The organism is Microbacterium sp. 22242 (assembly GCF_052045495.1).
Taxonomy (GTDB): Bacteria; Actinomycetota; Actinomycetes; order Actinomycetales; family Microbacteriaceae; genus Microbacterium.
On the sequence record NZ_JBQEOZ010000009.1, the window covers coordinates 102428 to 120465 of the forward strand.

Sequence of the window (18038 nt, forward strand, 5' to 3'; positions counted from 1 at the left end):
GCCACGATTCCCCGGACAGTGCCACCTGTCGCGCCCCTGCGCTGACCCCCGGCGAGCGCACCGCGGGGGCACGGCGAGCGCACGGCGATAGCCTGACCGGGTGAGGTCTTTCGAGGAGCTGGTGTCGGAGGCGGAAGCGGCAGACGTCAACGGCTGGGGATTCGGGTGGCTCGACGGACGCGCCACCGAGGAGCGCCCTCCGTGGGGTTACGCGAAACTCCTCGCGAAGCGTCTCGGTCACGTCGGCGCGGCGCTCGACATCGACACCGGTGGCGGCGAGGTGCTCTCAGAAGCCGCCGTGCTCGCACCGCGCATGGTCGTCACGGAGGGGTGGCCGCCGAACGCGGCGCGCGCCCGGACGCTGCTCGGTCCGCGGGGCGTGGAGGTCCTCGAGACCGCGGGCGGTCCTCTCCCCTTCCCGGACGACACGTTCGACCTCGTGAGCTCCCGTCACCCAGTGCGTCCTGACTGGGCGGAGATCCACCGCGTCCTGGCGCCGGGAGGGCGCTACTTCGCGCAGCATGTGGGCGCGGCGTCCGCCTTCGAGCTGATCGAGCACTTCCTCGGGCCGCTTCCGGAGCAGCGCAAAGGGCGGGATGCTCATGCCGAGGCCGCCGCGGCGGAAGCGGCGGGACTGGACGTCGAGGATCTGCGCATCGCGCGTTGCCGGATGGAGTTCTTCGACGTCGGAGCCGTCGTCTGGATCCTGCGGAAGTGCGTCTGGTGGGTCCCCGGGTTCTCTGCGGACGCCTACGAGCGACAGCTGAGAGAACTCGACCGAACGATGCGCGCGGGGCAGCCCTTCATCGCCACGTCGGCACGACACCTGATCGAGGCGTCCAAGCCGCGGTAGGACGCCGAGCCATCAGAAGGAGAGCGCCGGCGACTTCTCGGCATGGCGTGCGGCAGACACCGTTACCCTCGTCTCAGGAGAGGATCCACCCGACATGGCACCAGACGAGCGCTCGTCGCGCGTGAGCGCCTCGCGCCGTCAGAGCCGCGCCCGCGTCATCACGCTCGCGAGGATCATGCTGCCGACGTGGGACGGATCCCTCCCGGCACTGATCGCGGAGCTGCGCCGTGAGTCCGGTCTGAGCGACGGCGCCTTCCGCACCCTCTTCCCCGGCGACAGGGACCTGCTGCACGCCGTCGACCACGAGCTGCTCGAGGAATGCGCACGGCGCGTGCGGTCCGCCGCCGAATCGTTCGATCCCGATGCGCACCCCGACGTGCCGCCGGAGGTCGCGATCTCCGCGGCGCTCGCCCGCGCGCGGCCGCTCGACTGGAGCTCGCTGACCATCCGGTTGCGCGAGCGGCAGCTCGCCGCGGCGACCGGGGCGCGCAGCGAAGACGTCATGGAGTCGGAGCGCGCGTTCCTGCCCGCGATGCTGGAGGCGTTCGAACTGCTGCTCTCGCGCATCGGCCGCCGCTTCGACTGGCAGCCGGCGCTCGGCGTGCGCGTCGTCATCCTGACGTACGAGCGGTCGTTCGAGTCGTGGATCCTGTCCGGTGGCAACGAGAAGTCGTTCCCGGAGTCCAGCTACGTGCGGCACACCCTGCCGCAGCTGCTGCTCGGCGTGAGCCGCCCGCGGGACTGACGGTCGCCGACGCCCTCTCCTGCTGCGGGGCGATCACGTCCAGTCCCGCCGCGCGCGCCGCCTCACGGAGCCTGTTGTCTTAGGTGAGCACGGCGGTGGCGTCGAGGCGCAACGCCGCCGCCTCCGGGTGCAGGGCATCCCGTGCGCGCAGGTACGACATGGGCAACAGGCCCGCGTTGCGATAGGCGCCGTCAGAGCAGACGCAGGTCTGCCTCGATCGACCGCTGCGCCTCCTGCAGCAGCGGAAGGTGGTGGTCACGGAGCCGCTCCACCGAGTCCCTGGTCGCACTCGTCGACACGTTCACCGCCGCGACCACGGCCCCGTCGCGCCCGTGCACGGGCACCGCCACCGAGCGCAGGCCGAGCTCCAGCTCGCCGTCGACGAGCGCCCAGCCCTGCTCCCTGATGCGGCGGAGTTCCTCGACGAGATCCGCCGGCTCTGCGATCGTGCGCTCGGTGAGCGCGCGGGGAGGGTCCTGAGCCAGGACTGCTGCGACGGCCTCCTCGGGGAGGGACGCCAGAAGCACCCGTCCCATGCTGGTCGCGTAGGCGGGGAATCGCGTGCCGATGGTGATCCCGACCGTCATGATCCGCCGGGTGGGAACGCGGGCGACGTAGACGATCTCGCTGCCGGCGAGGACCGCGGCCGACACCGACTCGGCGACGTCGCGAGACAGGCGCTCCAGGTGAGGCTGCATCGTCTCCGGCAGCGACAGCGCCGACAGGTAGCTGAAGCCCAGCTCCAACACGCGCGGCGTGAGGGCGAAGATCCTGCCGTTCGCACGGACGTAGCCGAGAGCCTCGAGCGTGCGCAGGAATCGCCGGGCCGCGGCGGGAGGCATGTCGGTGCGCCGGGCGACATCGCTCAGGGCGAGCTCGGGATGCTCCGCGTCGAACGCACGGATGACGGCCAGGCCGCGCGCCAGCGACTGCACGAAGTCCGGATCGCTTCTCTGGTCCGCCACAACGGTCCTCTCCGATCACCTGGCGGCCTGCGGTGGTCCTGCGCAGCCTGCGGATCACGCTACACGACGGCGCGGGGACGACCGTCTGCGCCTCCGAGGCGTGCCCAGGACGGGCCCCGCCGGATCCCTGGCCGTCAGCGCTCGATCACGACCGCCAGGCCCTGCCCGACCCCGATGCAGATCGCGGCCACCGCCACTCCCCCTCCGCGGCGCGCGAGCTCGTGCGCGGCATGGCCGATGATGCGTCCGCCGGAGGCTCCGAGCGGATGGCCGATCGCGATGGCGCCGCCGTGCATGTTGAGCCGCTCCGGATCGAGCTCGGGCCAGCCCTTCAAGCAGGCGAGGGACTGGGATGCGAAGGCCTCGTTCAGCTCGACGAGGTCGACGTCCGCCCAGGATCTGCCCGCCCGGGCGAGCGCCTTGTTCGCCGCCTCGATCGGAGCGATCGGGAAGACGTCGGGGTCCACGCCGTGGGCCGCCCGCCCGGTGATCCGCGCCAGCGGCTCCACGTCGAGCGCGCCCTCCGCCCCGAGCAGTACGGCCGAGGCGCCGTCGTTGATCGGCGAGGAGTTGCCGGCTGTGACCGTGCCCTCGCCGTCGGTGGCGAACACCGCCCTCAGCCCCGCGAGCTTCTCGACGGTGCTGCCGTCGCGGATCCCCTCGTCGCGCGCGAGCTCGCTGCCCGGCACCTGCACGATCTCGGCGTCGTAGCGGCCCTCGGCCCACGCCCGTCCGGCGAGCTCGTGCGACCGCACCGCGAAGGCGTCCTGCACCTCCCGGCCGATCCCCCACTCCCGCGCGATCTTCTCGGCCGACTCGCCGTTGGAGATCGTCCATCCCCGCGGCAGCGCCGGGTTCGTCATACGCCAGCCGATCGAGGTGTTCCACATCGTCTGGTTGCCGACCGCCGGCCACGGCTTGGCCGACTTCTCCACGACGAACGGCGCTCGCGACATCGACTCGACCCCGCCCGCGAGGATGAGCTCGGCGTCGCCGGCCTCGATGGCCCGGGAGCCCTGGATCACCGCCTCGACCGAGGAGGCGCAGAGCCGGTTCACCGTCGTGCCCGTGACCGAGGTCGGGAACCCCGCGAGGAGCGCGCCGAACCGCGCCACGTTGCGGTTGTCCTCGCCTGCCTGGTTCGCGTCGCCGAAGACGACGTCGTCGATGCAGGCCGGATCCAGTCCTGTCCGCTCGACGATCGCGCGCATCACCACCGCGGCGAGGTCGTCCGGGCGCACGCCCGAGAGCGCGCCCCCGGCGCGTCCGAACGGGGTGCGCACGGCGTCGTAGATCCAGGTGCCGCTCACGAGCGGTCCCCCTCCTGCGTCGAGGCGGGCGCAGCCGCGCCCTGCGTCGCGTCGATGAGCTCCAGCCCGGTCAGCTCGCGCAGGCCGTGGACCGTGTTGTCGCCGAACAGGTCGCGTACGGCGAAGCCGTCCGGGGTCACATCGAAGACGGCGTGGTCGGTGTACACCCGCGACACACAGCCGACGCCGGTGAGCGGATAGGTGCAGGTGGCGACGAGCTTGGATTCGCCCTGCTTGGTCAGCAGATCGGTCATAACGTACACGTCTTTCGCGCCGATCGCGAGGTCCATCGCGCCTCCCACGGCCGGGATCGCCCCCGGCGCGCCCGTGGACCAGTTCGCGAGGTCGCCGTTCTCCCCCACCTGGAAGGCTCCGAGGACGCAGACGTCCAGATGACCGCCGCGCATCATCCCGAAGGAGTCGGCATGGTGGAAGTAGGCGGCGCCGGCGAGGGCGGTCACCGCCTGCTTGCCGGCGTTGATGAGATCCGGATCCACGCTCCCCGCCTCCGGGGCGGGCCCCATGCCGAGCATGCCGTTCTCCGTGTGCAGGACGATCTCCTCGTCCTGCGGGAGGTAGTCGGCGACCAGTGTCGGGGCGCCGATCCCGAGGTTGACGATCGACCCCTCGGGGATGTCGGCCGCGATCCTCGCGGCGAGCTCCTCCCGGCTGATCCGCGTGGTCATCGTACCGCTCCGTTCTGCTGCCCGGCCGCATCCTGCAGCGCGTTGCCCTCCAGATCCACCCCGCCGACGAACTCGCCGTCGCGGAGCCACCGCCGCTCGCCGACGGCCACGACCCGGTCGACGAAGATGCCGGGTGTCACGACCCGCTCAGGATCGAGCGCCCCCAGCTCGACGAACTCGTCCACCTGCACGATCGTGGTCGCGGCCGCGGTCGCCATGATCGGACCGAAGTTGCGCGCGGTCTCGCGGTAGACGAGGTTGCCCCAGCGGTCCGCCTGGCGCGCGCTGATGAGCGCGACGTCGGCGCGGATCGGATACTCGAGCGCATACGTCCGGCCGTCGATCTCCCGCGTCTCCTTGCCCTTGGCCAGCAGCGTTCCCACCCCGGTCGGGGTGAAGAAAGCGCCGATCCCGGCACCGGCGGCGCGGATCCGCTCGGCGAGATTGCCCTGCGGAACGAGCTCGAGTTCGATCGCGCCATCGCTGTAGAGACGGTCGAACACCCAGGAGTCGGACTGCCGCGGGAACGAGCAGACGATCTTGCGCACGCGGCGCTCCGCCAGCAGTGCGGCCAGCCCGGTGTCGCCGTTGCCCGCGTTGTTGCTGACGATCGTCAGATCTCCCGCGCCCTGCGCGATGAGCGCGTCGATCAGCTCGACGGGCTGCCCCGCGCGACCGAACCCGCCGATCATCACGACGGAGCCGTCGGCGATGCCCGCCACCGCCTCTTCGGCGGAGTGGATCCTCTTGTCGATCATCTTCGATCCCTTGTTTTCGGTATGCGAAGTTCCTTTCGCTACTCGAATAGTACAGCACGATGCGGCGTGAACGACGTGCGGCCCCGGCCCGCACGCGATCGCTGGATACGGCCCGAGCCGCCCGATCCGTCCCCTCGTGCCTGCGAGATCGCGATCAGCACGACGATGAGAGCGCGCCGACATGGCGGTCCCCCGCGGCAGGAGGCGCGACACGAGAGCGAGCCGGTCTGACCGCGAGCCGGTCTGACCGGCCGCCGGCCCGGCCACCGGCCAGGTCAGCGTCGCAGCGCGGTGGGGCGCGGCAGACCGAGCTCCTCGATGAGGTCGCCGAGGGCTCGGTCGAGTTCGGCGCCGGCCTGCGTGATCTTGTTGACGCCGAAACCGGCGAGCCGAGAGCTGGGCGCCTCGAAGCTCAGCGTCGACCCTGGCGCCTTCGACGTGTGCGCTTCGATGCGCAACGGGCTGTAGAGCATCGTGCCCGGGTCATGCCGGAACAGCCGCGCGGCGATCCCGTGGTGCGCGATCAGCCACACCACGCTGCGGGAGTCACTTCCCGCGTGCTCCATGAGCGTGTCGGGATGCGAGGTCCAGAGCCGGACGAACCCGCTCGGCGCCTCCCACTGCAGTCCGCGCACGAATCCCGCCCAGTCGCCGCCGCGCAGCTCGGCCAGCGCCTGGTCCTCCGACAGCGCGGGGACCGCCTCCTCGAACGCGGCGACCAGGGCGTCGAACTGCGCGTTCGTCTCGAGCCGGATCCGTCGCCCCGCATATTCGAAGACGCGTTCCTCCATGTCGTAGCTCACCGGATCATCCTCTCCCAGCGATCGGCTCCCGGGCCGGCTGGTCCGGACCGAGGGGACCGACCCCTCGAATCCTCCGTCGCCTCCGCGGGGCGGTCTCGCGGCGCGAACGTCCCGCGAGACCGCGAAGCACCCTATGAATCCGCCCAGACCGTTACCTCACCGTTGCATTCGTTACCCCGCCGTTATACAGTGATCGCACGGTGAAAGTTTTGCTGTGGCTCTCACCGCATGTGATTGCAGGACACTCTTGGTGCAAGGGACAAAGGCCGGTCGGAAGCCTCTCCGACCGGCCTTTACTGCGCAGGCCATGCCGCGCCGCGGGACGGATAGTCTGGTGCGATGAGCGATCGGAAGGTGGCGCTGGCGGCCTGGGAGAGCCTCTTCCGCGCGCAGCACGAGCTCTTCACCGAGATGTCCGCGGACTTCGAGAACACGGATCTGTCCGCGGCCGAGTACGACGTGCTGCTCACCGTCACCCGCTGCGCGAGCCGCACCGCCCGCCTGCGCGACGTCACCGCGAACATGCTCATCAGCCAGCCCAGCGTCTCCCGCCTGGTCGACCGGATGGTCGCGCGCGGGCTGCTCGAGAAGTGCCCGGATCCGGAGGATGGGCGCGGCTCCCTCGTGCACGCGACCGAGGCCGGCACCCGCGCCTTCCGGCAGATCGCCACGGTGCACGGCCGCTCGATCGCCGAGCGCATGTCGCGCCTCGACGACGACGAGCTGCGCACGCTGACGACGCTCACCGAGAAGCTCCGCGGATCCTGATCAGCGAAGCTATCTTCGATTCGTATAGCTCCGCCTTTTCTCCCGCACCGCCGGAATTCTCGATGTTTCCTCCACAGATTCGAACATAGCTTTGAATCTGGCTCCGAGAACGAGTAGAATCGGGACATGGCCGAACATCTCGATCCCCTTCACGAGGCGCTGCAGCGTCTGGATGCCGCGTGGGCCGGGGCAGACGAGGCCGACGACCTTTCGCGCACGCAGCTGATGACAGTGACGGAGGCGCTCGGTCTGCTGCATCGCCGGTCCGGGGCGATGCTCGCCGAGGTCGCCGCCTGCGTGGCGCGCGAGTCCCGCACCGAGCTGGGCGCCGATTCGCTGGCGAAGGAGCAGGGGTTCCGCAACGCCGCGCAACTGATCGCGACCACCACGGGCGCGACCACCGGCGACGCGTCCCGGCTTGTGAAAGTCGGGGAGGCGACTGCGCCGCGCACGAACCTGGTCGGGGAGCGACTGCCTGCGAAGTATCCGGCCGCTCAGCGCGCCTTGGCGTCGGGCGCTCTGAGCGCCCAGGCGGTCGCCACCATCATCGTGCTCCTCGATCGCGTGCGGCTGACGATCGGAGCGGAGCGAACCGCCGAAGCGGAGCGACTGCTGGTCGACCGGGCGGTGGGACTCTCCCACGACGAGGTGCGCCGGCTGGTCGCCCGTGCCGAAGCCTGGCTCGATCCGGACGGCGTCGCCCCGCGAGAGCAGGAGCAGCGCGACCGTCGCTCCCTGTCGATCTTCGAGCGCGATGGACGGATCCATCTCGACGGGGAGTTCGACGCAGCCAGCGGCGCGCCGATCGTCGCCGCCGTCAACGGTTACGTCTCTGCGATGTTCGCCGCCCAGAAGGACCAGCTCGCCGTCGAGGCGGGCGATGCGGAGCATCGTTCCGTCGCGGCGCTGCGTGCAGAAGCGCTCAGCGCCATCTGCGCGCACGCACTCGGTTGTGAGAACGAAGCGCCGGCACTCGCCGGCGCGACAGTGGTGGTGCGCGTCGACCTGCAGGATCTCGCCGAGGGCACGGGATACGCGACGATCGATGGATCCGACCTCCCGATCAGCATCGCGACAGCACGGCGGCTCGCCGCAGGCGGCGGCGTCATCCCGTGCGTGCTCGGCACCGACCGCGAGATCCTCGACTACGGCCGTGAGCTGCGCTTCTTCACCAAGACCCAGCGGCTCGCCCTCGCCGAACGCGACGGCGGCTGCGCGATGTGCGGGCTGCCGCCCAGCATGACCCGCGCGCACCACATCCGCTGGTGGCGGCGGGACGCGGGGCCCACGAACCTCGAGAACGGGATCCTGCTCTGCGAGAGCTGCCACCACCGGATCCACGACAACGACTGGGACATCCGGATCGAGGGCAAGGGAAGATCGGGGCGCGTCTGGTTCATTCCGCCGCCTCACGTGGATCCCGCTCGCACCCCTCGACTCGGCGGCAGAGCCCGGTTCGATCTGGCGGCGTGAGCCGACGCGGATGCTCTCGCGCGGGCCGAGCGGCCCGACCGGATTCCACGGCGCCCACGACACGGGTGATGCCGGGGCCACGGCGCCGTCGAGACCGAAGGAGTGCTGGGGCCGCGGCGGCTTCGTCGAGACCGAAGGGGAANGGCCCGCGGCGCCATCGAAACCGAGGGAATGCCGTCACCGCGTTTCGCGGCAGACTGGAGGGATGACCTCGGCGGGCTTCGACCTCGGCGCGATCGGCGAGGGGCTGTCGTTCGCCGCCGCCCTCGATGAGGTCTCCGCCGCCCTGGACGCCGGGACCGGCGCCGGCACCGCCGCGGTCATCAGCGCGCCGCCCGGCACCGGCAAGACCACGCTGGTCCCGCCCCTGCTCGCGTCGCGGACATCCGGCCGCGTGATCGTGACGCAACCCCGCCGCGTCGCGGCCCGCGCTGCCGCACGCCGGCTCGCACAGCTCGACGGATCCGCGCTGGGCACACGGGTCGGCTTCACGGTCCGCGGCGAGCGCGCCGTGAGCCCGGACATGCGGGTCGAGTTCGTGACCGCGGGTGTGCTGCTGCGCCGGATGCTCGACGACCCGGGCCTGGACGGCGTGGACGCGGCCGTCATCGACGAGGTGCATGAGCGCGCGCTCGAGACCGACCTGCTGATCGGGCTGTTCGGCGAGGTCCGCGAGCTGCGCGACGACCTGACCCTCGTCGCGATGTCGGCCACGCTCGACGCCGAACGGATCGCGTCCGTGATCGGCGGCGCCGCTGCCCCCGCGCCGATCGTCGAGCACGCCGTCCCCGCCCATCCGCTCACGGAGCTCTGGGCGCCGAGCGCCGTCCCGCGGCTGGACGAGCGCGGCGTCACGTGGGGCTTCCTCGATCACGTGGCCCGCACCGCCGCATCAGCCGCCCAGGACCTCGTGTGCCGCGATCCCACCGCCGACGTGCTGGTCTTCGCGCCGGGCGCCCGCGAGGTGGCCGAGATCGCGCGCCGGCTGCGCCATGACGCGCCAGGCTTCGACATCCGCGAACTGCACGGGCAGCTCCCGGCGGCCGAGCAGGATGCCGTGATCCGTGGACGACGCGCCGACGAGCCGTCGCGCATCATCGTCACCACGTCGCTCGCCGAGTCGTCGCTGACCGTGCCCGGCGTGCGCCTCGTGGTCGACAGCGGCCTCGCCCGGTTCCCGCAGCGCGACACGGCACGCGGCATGAGCGGACTGGTGACCGCCAGTGCCGCCCGCTCCTCGGCGGTGCAACGCGCCGGACGCGCGACCCGTCAGGGGCCGGGCACGGTCATCCGCTGCCTCGACGAGCGCACGTTCGCGGCAGCCCCGGCCCGCCCGGAACCCGAGATCGCCACGGCCGACCTCGCCGACGCCGCACTGCTGCTGGCGTGCTGGGGCGCCCCGGCTGGTGCGGGCCTGCGGCTGATCGATCCGCTCCCCGCCGACGCCCTGGCCGAGGCGCAGCGGGTGCTGCACGACCTCGGTGCGACCGACGCCGACGGGCGCGCCACCGTCGAAGGGCGCGCACTGGCCCGCATCCCGGTCGACCCGCGCCTCGCCCGGGCGCTGATCGAGGGCAGCCGGCTCGTGGGCGGCCGGCTGGCGGCCGAGGTCGTCGCGCTGCTCGGCGGAGACCTGCGTGTGCCGGATGCGGACGTCAGCGCCGCGATCGTCGCCCTGCGGGGTGGCCGGTCCCCCGACGCACGGCGCTGGGCGCGAGAAGGGGACAGGCTGCGGCGCTTCGTCCCGACGCGGGCCCCGTCCTCGCAAACCCGGTCCTCGCAAACCCGGTCCTCGCAAACCCCGTCCTCGCAGACCCGGCCGTCGCCGCCGACGTCCTCGTCGCCTGCCTCGTCTCCGCCGGCCTCGTCTCCGCCTGCATCGGGACGCGTCGATGACGCGGGACTCGTGATCGCGCTCGGCTTCCCCGCGCGCGTGGCACGGCGCGTCGAGCGCACCGCCGACGGGGCGACATTCCTCCTGGCCTCAGGGACGCGCGCCGGCGTCCGGGCTCCGCTCGCGGACGCCGAGTGGCTGGCCGTCGCCGACGTCGCGCGCGCCTCGGGACGCGTGACCGGCGGATCCGGGGCCGTCATCCGCGCCGCCGCCGCGATCACCGAGGCGCAGGCCGAGCGCGCCGCCGGTCACCTCGCCACCGACCGGATCGAGGCGGAGTTCGTGAACGGCAGGGTCACCGCCCGGCGCGAACGGCGGATCGGGGCGATCGTGCGCTCCTCGGTCCCGGTCCGGCCGAGCGCGGAGGAGGGCCGAGACGCCGTGCGCCGCGCCCTGCAGACGCACGGCCTCGACGTCTTCGCCTGGTCCGAGGGCGCCGATCAGCGGCGCCGTCGGCTCGCGCTGCTGCACCACGTCATCGGCGAACCGTGGCCCGACGTGTCGGATGTCGCGCTGACCGCGGCCCTCGACGACTGGCTCGGCCCCGAGATCGACGCCCTCGCCGCCGGGACCCCGACGACGAGGATCGACCTCGCCGCGGCGCTGCGCCGGCTGCTGCCCTGGCCTGCGGCCGCCGAGTTCGACGCGCTCGCGCCGGAGCGCCTCGAGGTGCCGAGCGGCTCGCGGATCCGCATCGCCTACCCGCCGCACGACGATCCCCCCGCCCGCCCGGTGGTCGCGGTGAAGCTGCAGGAGTGCTTCGGCTGGGCGGAGACACCGCGCCTGGCGGCCGGCCGCGTACCCGTGCTGTTCCACCTGCTCTCCCCCGCCGGGCGCCCCCTCGCCGTCACGGATGACCTCGCCTCGTTCTGGTCGGGCCCCTATGCGCAGGTGCGCGCCGAGATGCGCGGGCGCTACCCGAAGCATCCCTGGCCCGAGGATCCCTGGCAGGCCGCGCCGACCCGGCACGCGAAGAACCGGGCGGCGCGCGAAGGGCAGGCCGGCGCTTAGGCCGTCCGCCGGCGCAGCGTGAGCGGGGCGAGGACCAGGAAGCCGACGGCGAACGCAGCCACGATCAGCACGGGACGCCACAGGTCCCAGTCGTCCGTGCCGGCCGTGACGGCCTGGATCGCGTCGATCGCGTGGCTGAGCGGCAGCCAGTCCGAGATGGCGTACAGCACGTCGGGCATCGAGTCCCGCGGCATGAACAGCCCGCCCAGGATGATCTGCGGGAACACCAGCACCGGCATGAACTGCACGGCCTGGAACTCGGTCTGCGCGAAGGCGCTCGCGAGCAGGCCGAGCGAGGTCCCGAGCAGTGCGTCCACGACCGCGACGAGTCCGAGCTGCCAGAGCGGCCCGTCCACGGTGAGCCCGCACACGTAGACGGCGAAAGCGACCGTGACCACGGCCTGCAGCACGGCCATGAGGCCGAACGCCACCGCGTAGCCGAGCACGAAGTCGGCCTTGCCGAGCGGCGTCGTCATGAGCCGCTCGAGCGTGCCCGAGCGGCGCTCGCGCAGCGTCGTGATCGAGCTCACCAGGAACATCACGATGAACGGGAACAGGCCGAGGATCGCGCCGCCGAATTTGTCGAACACGCCCTTGGTGTCCATGAACAGCCAGGCGAACAGCCCGACCAGCAGGCTCGGCGCGACCACCATGAGGGCGATCGAGCGCGGATCGTGCCGCAGCTGCGTGAGCACGCGGCCCGCCGTGGCGAACAGCCGACGCCCGTTCATGATGCCGCCTCTCGCTGCGCGCGGCGCGTTCTGGGGTGGCCGGCGGCGTCCGCGCCCTCGTCGCGAGCGATCAGCACGAGGAACGCCTGCTCCGGATCGGTCTTGCCGGTGTCGGCGAGCAGCTCGGCGGGCGTCGTGTCGGCCACGACCCGTCCCTCGCGCATCAGCAGCAGCCGGTCGCAGCGCAGAGCCTCGTCCATCACGTGGCTGGAGACGATCATCGTGGTTCCGGTCTCGGCGGTGCGGCGGAACAGGTCCCAGAGCTCGGCCCGCAGCACGGGATCCAGCCCGACAGTCGGCTCATCGAGCACCACGAGCTCGGGCGAGCCCAGCAGCGCCACGCCGAGCGAGACGCGGTTCGCCTGTCCGCCGCTGAGCCCCGCCACCTGCTGTCCCGCGTACGGCGTCAGCCCGACCTGCTCCATGACCCGGTCGGCGTCCGCGCGGCCGACGCCCAGCACGGACGCGAAGTACCGCAGGTTCTGCCGCACCGTGAGGTCTGCGTACACGGCCGAGCCCTGCGTGCCGTAGGCGACCCGGTGGCGCAGCGCGGCCGATCCCGCAGGCAGCCCCAGCACCTCGACCGTCCCGGAGCGGATCCGCTGCACCCCGACGATCGCGCGCATCAGGGTCGTCTTGCCGCAGCCCGACGGCCCGAGCAGCCCGGTCACCTCGCCGCGCGGAATGGTCAGCGCGAGGCCGTCGAACACGCTGCGCCGACCGCGCCGCACGTGCAACCCGTCGATCGTCACGGCGTTATTCATCATGTGATGAATTATGATCCTGCGGAACTCCACGGTCAAGAGAGCCGCGGGGCGCGCTCGTTCTCAGGATGGATGGGAAGATCTCGCCGCTCCGGCTCCGATTTCCGCGGATCGAGCTCGTCCGTCCTGAGAACGGTCGCACCGGGTGACCCGAAAGCCCGGCGCCCGTCCGGTCACTCGAACAGGTAGCGCTGGATCGTCGGGCCGATGCGCGCGACGAGCTCGTCGATCGGCGCGTCCGCGATGGGTTGCAGCCGCGCCACATACCGGGTGACGATCAGCCCGGCCATCTGCGAAGCGACGAGCGTGGCGCGCAGAGCCGCGTCGGGCGTCTCGAGGAGCGCGGTGATCCGCCCGATCAGCTCACGGGAGAGGAACCCGACCAGCACCGGCGACATGGCCTTGGAACCGAGCGCGACCCGGATCATCGTCACGCCGCGCCGGCGCACCTCGGGCCGCTCGAACGCCGCGAGCACGTAGCGCACCACGCGCTCGCCGACCTCGTCGCGCGGCCCCTGCAGGATCGCGGGCACGTCCACATCCGGACGCAAGGGGATCCCGATCACCTCGGCGAACAGGTCGGCCTTGGTGCCGAAGTAGTGGTGCACGAGCGCCGAGTCGACGCCGGCGCGCCCCGCGATCGCGCGGATCGTGGCACCGTCGTAGCCGTTCTCGCCGAATTCGTGCTCCGCGGCGGTGACGATCCGCTCCCGGGATCCGGACTCGCCCCGAGGGCGCCCGCGGCGACGCGTCGTGGTCATCTGATCACCCTACGACCCGCGCCGGGCGGCGACGAGAGCAGCGCTCAGAACACCGGCCGCTGCATCGTGGAGACGAGGAACGGGATCGCCAGCGCGATCGCCGCCAGCACGATCGCGACGGCCCACACCCAGCCGCGGGACGGTCGCCGGATGGCGAGGACGAGGTGCACGATCAGCGCGATGACGAGGAGCGCCACGATCACTGCGGCGACCACGGCGGGGCCGAAGAGGGCCGTGTTCTCGTTCGCGGGACCCTGGCTGCTCGGCAGGTAGAACGTCTGCACGGTCTGCGAGAGAGTCCCGGCCAGGCCGACCAGCGCGGCGAGGACGAGCAGGGCGGCGAGGACGATCCGAACGGGACGGGACATGACCACATCATGCCGGACGCAGAGCGCCGCGGCGAGGAGGGATCAGCACTCGATGACGTTGACGGCGAGGCCGCCCTCGCTCGTCTCCTTGTACTTCGTCGACATGTCCAGCCCGGTCTGCCGCATGGTCTCGACCACCGCGTCTAGGGAGACGTAGTGCTGGCCGTCGCCGCGCAGCGCCAGGCGGGCGGCGGTGACGGCGGTCGAGGCGGCGATCGCGTTGCGCTCGATGCACGGGATCTGCACGAGCCCGCCGATCGGGTCGCAGGTGAGGCCGAGGTGGTGCTCCATGGCGATCTCGGCGGCGTTCTCGATCTGCCGGTTCGTGCCGCCCATCACCGCGGTGAGGCCTCCCGCGGCCATCGCGCACGCGGATCCGACCTCCGCCTGGCAGCCGCCCTCCGCACCGGAGATCGACGCGTTGGCCTTGAACAGGGATCCGAGGGCGGTCGCGGTGAGCAGGAACCGGCGGATGCCGCGACGGCGGTTCGCCTCGGCGACGGCATCCGGGTCTTCGCCCTTCGACGAGCTCAGGGACCCGGCCCCGACCGCGACGAGCGACGCCTCGGCGCCGAAGCCGAGCAGGGCGCTGCCGACCAGCTCGCCGTACGGCGTCACGGCGTTGCCTGCACCCAGGCCGGAGTCGGCCAGGAAGCGCCACCAGTACATCGCGACGGCGGGCAGGATCCCGGCGGCGCCGTTCGTGGGCGCGGTGACCACCCGGCCGCCCGCGGCGTTCTCCTCGTTGACGGCGAGCGCGAACGCACCCAGCCACTCGCCGGGGATCGCGGGATGGCCCTCGGCCTCGGCCTCTTCGAGCTGCTCCCGGATCGCTCCCGCGCGACGCCTGACCTTGAGGATGCCGGGCAGGGTGCCCTCGGCGTGCAGGCCTGCGTCCACGCAGGCGGACATCGCGTTCCAGATCGCGTCGAGGCTCGCGGCGACCTCCTCCTCGCTGCGCAGCGCTGTCTCGTTGCGGCGCGCGAGCTCGGCGATGGTCAGGCCGTGCTCGTCGCACAGCTGCAGCAGCGACGCCGCGTCGTCGTAGGCGAAAGGGAAGCCGGCAGTGCTCAGCGCGCGGGTGTCGTCCTCGCCGTCGCGGCGGATGAAGCCGCCCCCGATCGAGTAGTACGTCTCCTCGGCGAGCGACGCGCCGTCGGCGCCGAGGGCGCGCAGGGTCATCGCGTTCGGATGGCCGGGCAGGCGGGTGCGCGGCTCGAAGGCGATGTCGTCCTTCGCGAACACGACGTCGTGCGTGCCGTTCAGCGGAAGGGAGGATCCGTCGGTCCAGTCCGCCCAGGCGCGGCGGACGTCGTCCGGATCGCACGTCTCGGGGGCGAGGCCGCGCAGGCCCGCGACCACCGCGTCAGGGGTGCCGTGCCCGAGGCCGGTGGCGCCGAGGGACCCGTACAGCGAGCACGTGACACGGGCGACGCGGTCGAGCACCCCGGTCGCGGCGAGGCGCTGGGCGAAGTCGACGCCGGCGCGCATCGGTCCCACCGTGTGGGAGCTCGAGGGCCCCACTCCGATGGAGAAGAGGTCGAAGGCCGAGACGTACGCTGTCACCCATCCAGGCTAGTCGCCGCAGCGACCTCCGGATCCGCCGCGGGAAGCACGACGACGAACGTCGCCCCCGGTCCGGGGCCGAGCGCGATCGTGCCGCCGTGCGCCTCGACCACGGCACGGGCGATCGCCATGCCGAGCCCGGTGCCGCCGCCCTCGCGCGAGCGCGAGGCCTCGCCGCGGGCGAACCGCTCGAACACGGTCTCGCGCACGCCGTCGGCAAGACCGGGGCCGTCGTCGGCGACCGTGAGCCGGACGGCCGTGCGCCCGCCCGGAGGCATGGAACCAGCCGGCTCCTCCGCCAGCCGCACCCGCACGGTCGTGCCGGCGGGCGTGTGCACGCGGGCGTTGCCGAGCAGGTTGTCGACGACCCGGCGCAGGTCTGCGGCGTCGCCGCGCACGACGGCGGGCGTCTCGCCGAGCTCCATGACCCAGGTGTGGTCCGGGCCGGCGAGACGCGCGGCGAGCACGGCCTCGGCGACGAGCAGGCGCAGATCGACGTCCTCGCTGGCGACCTCCGGCAGGGCGTCGAGACGCGCGAGCAGGAGCAGCTGGTCGATCAGCGCGCTCATCCGCACCCCCTCGGCGTCGATGAGCGACGCGTTGCCGCGGATCTCCCCGGTCTCCACGTCTGGACGTCCGGAGAGCTGGGCGTAGGCGCGGATCGTGGCGAGCGGGGTGCGCAGCTCGTGGCTGGCGTCGGCGACGAACCGCCGCATGGTCGACTCGCTGGCCTCGCGCTGCGACAGCGCCTGCTCCACGTGGTCGAGCAGGTCGTTCAGCGCGGCGCCGACCTGCCCCACCTCCGCCGTCGAGGCGAGGTCGCGCGCGTCCACCCGCGCGGCGAGCCGCACCTCGCCGCGGTCGAGGGGGACCGCCGTCACCCCGGCGGCGGTGCCGGCCACCCGACGCAGCGGGCGCAGGGCGCGGCCCATCGCGAGCGCTGCGGCGACGATCGCGAGCGCGATGCAGGCGATCCCGACCAGCGTCACGACGAGCAGCAGCCGGCCCGTCGCCGCGGTGACCTGGTCGAGCGGAAGGCCCGTGACGACGACGGCGCCCGTCGTCGCGGTGCGCGCGGCGACGCGGTAGGGCCCGAGGGATCCGCCCAGGTCGATCGTGATCGGCCCCGGATCCTTCTGCGCCGCGGCGGCGACCTGATCCGCGAGCGCGGTCCGCTGGGCGGAGCTCAGGTCGTGGCGGGTCCCGTTCGCGGCGATCCAGCCGCCCACGACGAAGGATCCGTCCCGGTAGATGGCGGTGACGGTACCCGGGGACTGGCCGGGGGCGCCGACGATGTCGTCGCGGGCCGGCGGGGCGGATCCCGTCGATCCGTCGCCCGTCGATCCGTCACCCGTCGCCCCGGTGCCGGTCGTGCCGGCGCTCCCCGGCAGGCTCGGCTGCGGGGACGGCGTGCTCCCTGGAGAGACGGGCGTGCCGGGCCGCCGGTGCGGCAGGGCGCCGCCCACGATCTCCGCACCGCGATGCGCGGCGCCGGCGACACGGCCGTCGAGCTGTCCGAGCAGGTAGTCGTTCAGCGACACGACCGACACCACGCCGACGACGATGCTCACCGCGGCGACGAGCGCCGAAGCGATGAGCACCACCTGCAGCCGCAGGCTGCGCGCATGCCTCATGAGCCCCCTTCCGGGGCGGGCGACGCCCCCGTCGCCCGGGCTTCGGCGCCCGAGCCATCGGTGCCAGTGCCGACAGCGCCAGGGCCAGGGCCGACAGCGCCGGGGTCGCCAGCGCCGAGGCCGTCGCCGCCGACGTCACCCGCCGCCGACTCGTCGACGGCCTGATCCCCCACCCGCAGCACGTAGCCGACCAGCCGCACGGTCTCCAGGCTCAGGGCCGTGCTGGGCGCGAGCTTGCGCCGCAGGCTCGAGACGTACACCTCGACGAGGTTCGACTCGGCGCCGTAGTCGTAGCCCCACACGGCCTCGAGGATCTGCGAGCGGCGCAGCACCCGGCCGGCATTGTTCGCGAGCAGGAGCAGCAGCTCGAACTCGGTCGGTGTGAGCTCGATCGGGCGTCCGGCGAGCTCGGCGCTGGTCTCCGCCTTGTCCAGCACGATGTCGCCGACGCGCAGCACCGAGGCGGAGGGACGGGCGATCGCCGCAGCGGTGCGAGCCAGCACCCGCACCCGTGCCTGCAGCTCGGCGATCGCGAACGGCTTGGTGAGGTAGTCGTCGCCGCCCGCGCGCAGCCCGGCGATGCGGTCGTCGTGCCCGTCCAGCGCGGTGAGGAACAGCACCCGGATCTCGGGACGGATCGCGCGGATCCGGTCGAGCGTCTCGAGTCCGTCGATGTCGGGCATCATGATGTCGAGCACGACCACGTCGGGCTGGAACTCGCGCACCGCGATGAGAGCGCTGCGTCCGCGATGCTCGACCCGCACCTGCCAGCCGTCGGCGCGGAGCGACCCGCCCACCGCCCCGGCGAGCGCCTGTTCGTCATCGACCACGAGCGCCCTGGCCGGTGAGCCGTCGGCACGCACCAGCGGCGGCAGCCCGAGGGGTCCCGCGTCGCTCGCGGCGCCGTCCTGCGGCAGCCCGTTCGTCATGGTCATCCCTTCGGCGTCC

The 18038-nt window shown here is 72.5% G+C and carries 17 protein-coding genes; 5 read left to right on the top strand and 12 right to left on the bottom strand.

Annotation, left to right across the window (positions count from 1 at the left end; all coding sequences use genetic code 11):
• The first annotated feature begins 100 nt into the window (after positions 1-100).
• Positions 101-853, top strand: a complete 753-nt coding sequence (locus ACTJJZ_RS11565) for a class I SAM-dependent methyltransferase (RefSeq protein ID WP_440721340.1) — start codon at positions 101-103, stop codon at positions 851-853.
• Between the two features lie 94 nt (positions 854-947).
• Positions 948-1598: a hypothetical protein gene (locus ACTJJZ_RS11570; protein WP_440721341.1), complete on the top strand. Its 651-nt coding sequence runs from the start codon at positions 948-950 to the stop codon at positions 1596-1598.
• Between the two features lie 191 nt (positions 1599-1789).
• On the opposite strand, the gene ACTJJZ_RS11575 is transcribed toward ACTJJZ_RS11570, so the two are convergent.
• From ACTJJZ_RS11575 to ACTJJZ_RS11595, 5 genes are all read right to left on the bottom strand, one after another.
• Positions 1790-2563, bottom strand: a complete 774-nt coding sequence (locus ACTJJZ_RS11575) for an IclR family transcriptional regulator domain-containing protein (RefSeq protein WP_440721342.1) — start codon at positions 2561-2563, stop codon at positions 1790-1792.
• A gap of 134 nt (positions 2564-2697) precedes the next feature.
• On the bottom strand, positions 2698-3873 hold the full coding sequence (locus tag ACTJJZ_RS11580; protein ID WP_440721343.1) for a thiolase family protein: 1176 nt from the start codon (positions 3871-3873) through the stop codon (positions 2698-2700).
• On the bottom strand, positions 3870-4559 hold the full coding sequence (locus tag ACTJJZ_RS11585; RefSeq protein ID WP_440721344.1) for a 3-oxoacid CoA-transferase subunit B: 690 nt from the start codon (positions 4557-4559) through the stop codon (positions 3870-3872). Before ACTJJZ_RS11585 ends, ACTJJZ_RS11580 begins: the two co-directional genes overlap by 4 nt.
• On the bottom strand, positions 4556-5317 hold the full coding sequence (locus ACTJJZ_RS11590; protein WP_440721345.1) for a 3-oxoacid CoA-transferase subunit A: 762 nt from the start codon (positions 5315-5317) through the stop codon (positions 4556-4558). The genes ACTJJZ_RS11585 and ACTJJZ_RS11590 overlap by 4 nt, the downstream gene beginning before the upstream one ends.
• A gap of 275 nt (positions 5318-5592) precedes the next feature.
• The gene (locus ACTJJZ_RS11595) at positions 5593-6120 is read right to left on the bottom strand and encodes a hypothetical protein (RefSeq protein ID WP_440721346.1); all 528 of its coding nucleotides are present in this window, start codon (positions 6118-6120) and stop codon (positions 5593-5595) included.
• 339 nt (positions 6121-6459) lie between these two features.
• Between ACTJJZ_RS11595 and ACTJJZ_RS11600 the strand changes: the two genes are divergently transcribed.
• From ACTJJZ_RS11600 to hrpB, 3 genes are all read left to right on the top strand, one after another.
• Entirely contained in the window at positions 6460-6888 is a 429-nt protein-coding gene (locus ACTJJZ_RS11600; RefSeq protein ID WP_440721347.1) for a MarR family winged helix-turn-helix transcriptional regulator, read from the top strand.
• A 126-nt stretch (positions 6889-7014) separates the two neighbouring features.
• Positions 7015-8361 (top strand): DUF222 domain-containing protein, encoded by a 1347-nt coding sequence (locus tag ACTJJZ_RS11605; RefSeq protein ID WP_440721348.1) that lies wholly within the window; start codon positions 7015-7017, stop codon positions 8359-8361.
• 205 nt (positions 8362-8566) lie between these two features.
• Positions 8567-11266 (top strand): ATP-dependent helicase HrpB, encoded by a 2700-nt coding sequence (hrpB, locus tag ACTJJZ_RS11610; RefSeq protein ID WP_440721349.1) that lies wholly within the window; start codon positions 8567-8569, stop codon positions 11264-11266.
• Here the strand turns inward: hrpB and ACTJJZ_RS11615 are convergent.
• The 7 genes from ACTJJZ_RS11615 to ACTJJZ_RS11645 all read right to left on the bottom strand — a co-directional run bounded on the left by ACTJJZ_RS11615 (position 11263) and on the right by ACTJJZ_RS11645 (position 18025).
• On the bottom strand, positions 11263-11997 hold the full coding sequence (locus ACTJJZ_RS11615; protein WP_440721350.1) for an ABC transporter permease: 735 nt from the start codon (positions 11995-11997) through the stop codon (positions 11263-11265). The two genes, hrpB and ACTJJZ_RS11615, sit on opposite strands and share 4 nt — an antisense overlap.
• Positions 11994-12764 carry an ABC transporter ATP-binding protein gene (locus ACTJJZ_RS11620; RefSeq protein WP_440721351.1) on the bottom strand — a complete coding sequence of 257 codons (771 nt, stop codon included), beginning with the start codon at positions 12762-12764 and terminating at the stop codon, positions 11994-11996. The genes ACTJJZ_RS11615 and ACTJJZ_RS11620 overlap by 4 nt, the downstream gene beginning before the upstream one ends.
• Positions 12765-12934: 170 nt before the next feature.
• A complete protein-coding gene (locus tag ACTJJZ_RS11625; protein ID WP_440721352.1) occupies positions 12935-13522 on the bottom strand; it encodes a TetR/AcrR family transcriptional regulator in 588 nt (195 codons plus the stop codon).
• A 44-nt stretch (positions 13523-13566) separates the two neighbouring features.
• The gene (locus tag ACTJJZ_RS11630) at positions 13567-13890 is read right to left on the bottom strand and encodes a hypothetical protein (RefSeq protein ID WP_440721353.1); all 324 of its coding nucleotides are present in this window, start codon (positions 13888-13890) and stop codon (positions 13567-13569) included.
• A gap of 42 nt (positions 13891-13932) precedes the next feature.
• A complete protein-coding gene (locus ACTJJZ_RS11635; RefSeq protein WP_440721354.1) occupies positions 13933-15456 on the bottom strand; it encodes an L-serine ammonia-lyase, iron-sulfur-dependent, subunit alpha in 1524 nt (507 codons plus the stop codon).
• On the bottom strand, positions 15453-17090 hold the full coding sequence (locus tag ACTJJZ_RS11640) for a sensor histidine kinase (RefSeq protein ID WP_440721355.1): 1638 nt from the start codon (positions 17088-17090) through the stop codon (positions 15453-15455). The genes ACTJJZ_RS11635 and ACTJJZ_RS11640 overlap by 4 nt, the downstream gene beginning before the upstream one ends.
• Positions 17087-18025 carry a response regulator transcription factor gene (locus tag ACTJJZ_RS11645; RefSeq protein WP_440721356.1) on the bottom strand — a complete coding sequence of 313 codons (939 nt, stop codon included), beginning with the start codon at positions 18023-18025 and terminating at the stop codon, positions 17087-17089. The genes ACTJJZ_RS11640 and ACTJJZ_RS11645 overlap by 4 nt, the downstream gene beginning before the upstream one ends.
• Between the last annotated feature and the right edge of the window lie 13 nt (positions 18026-18038).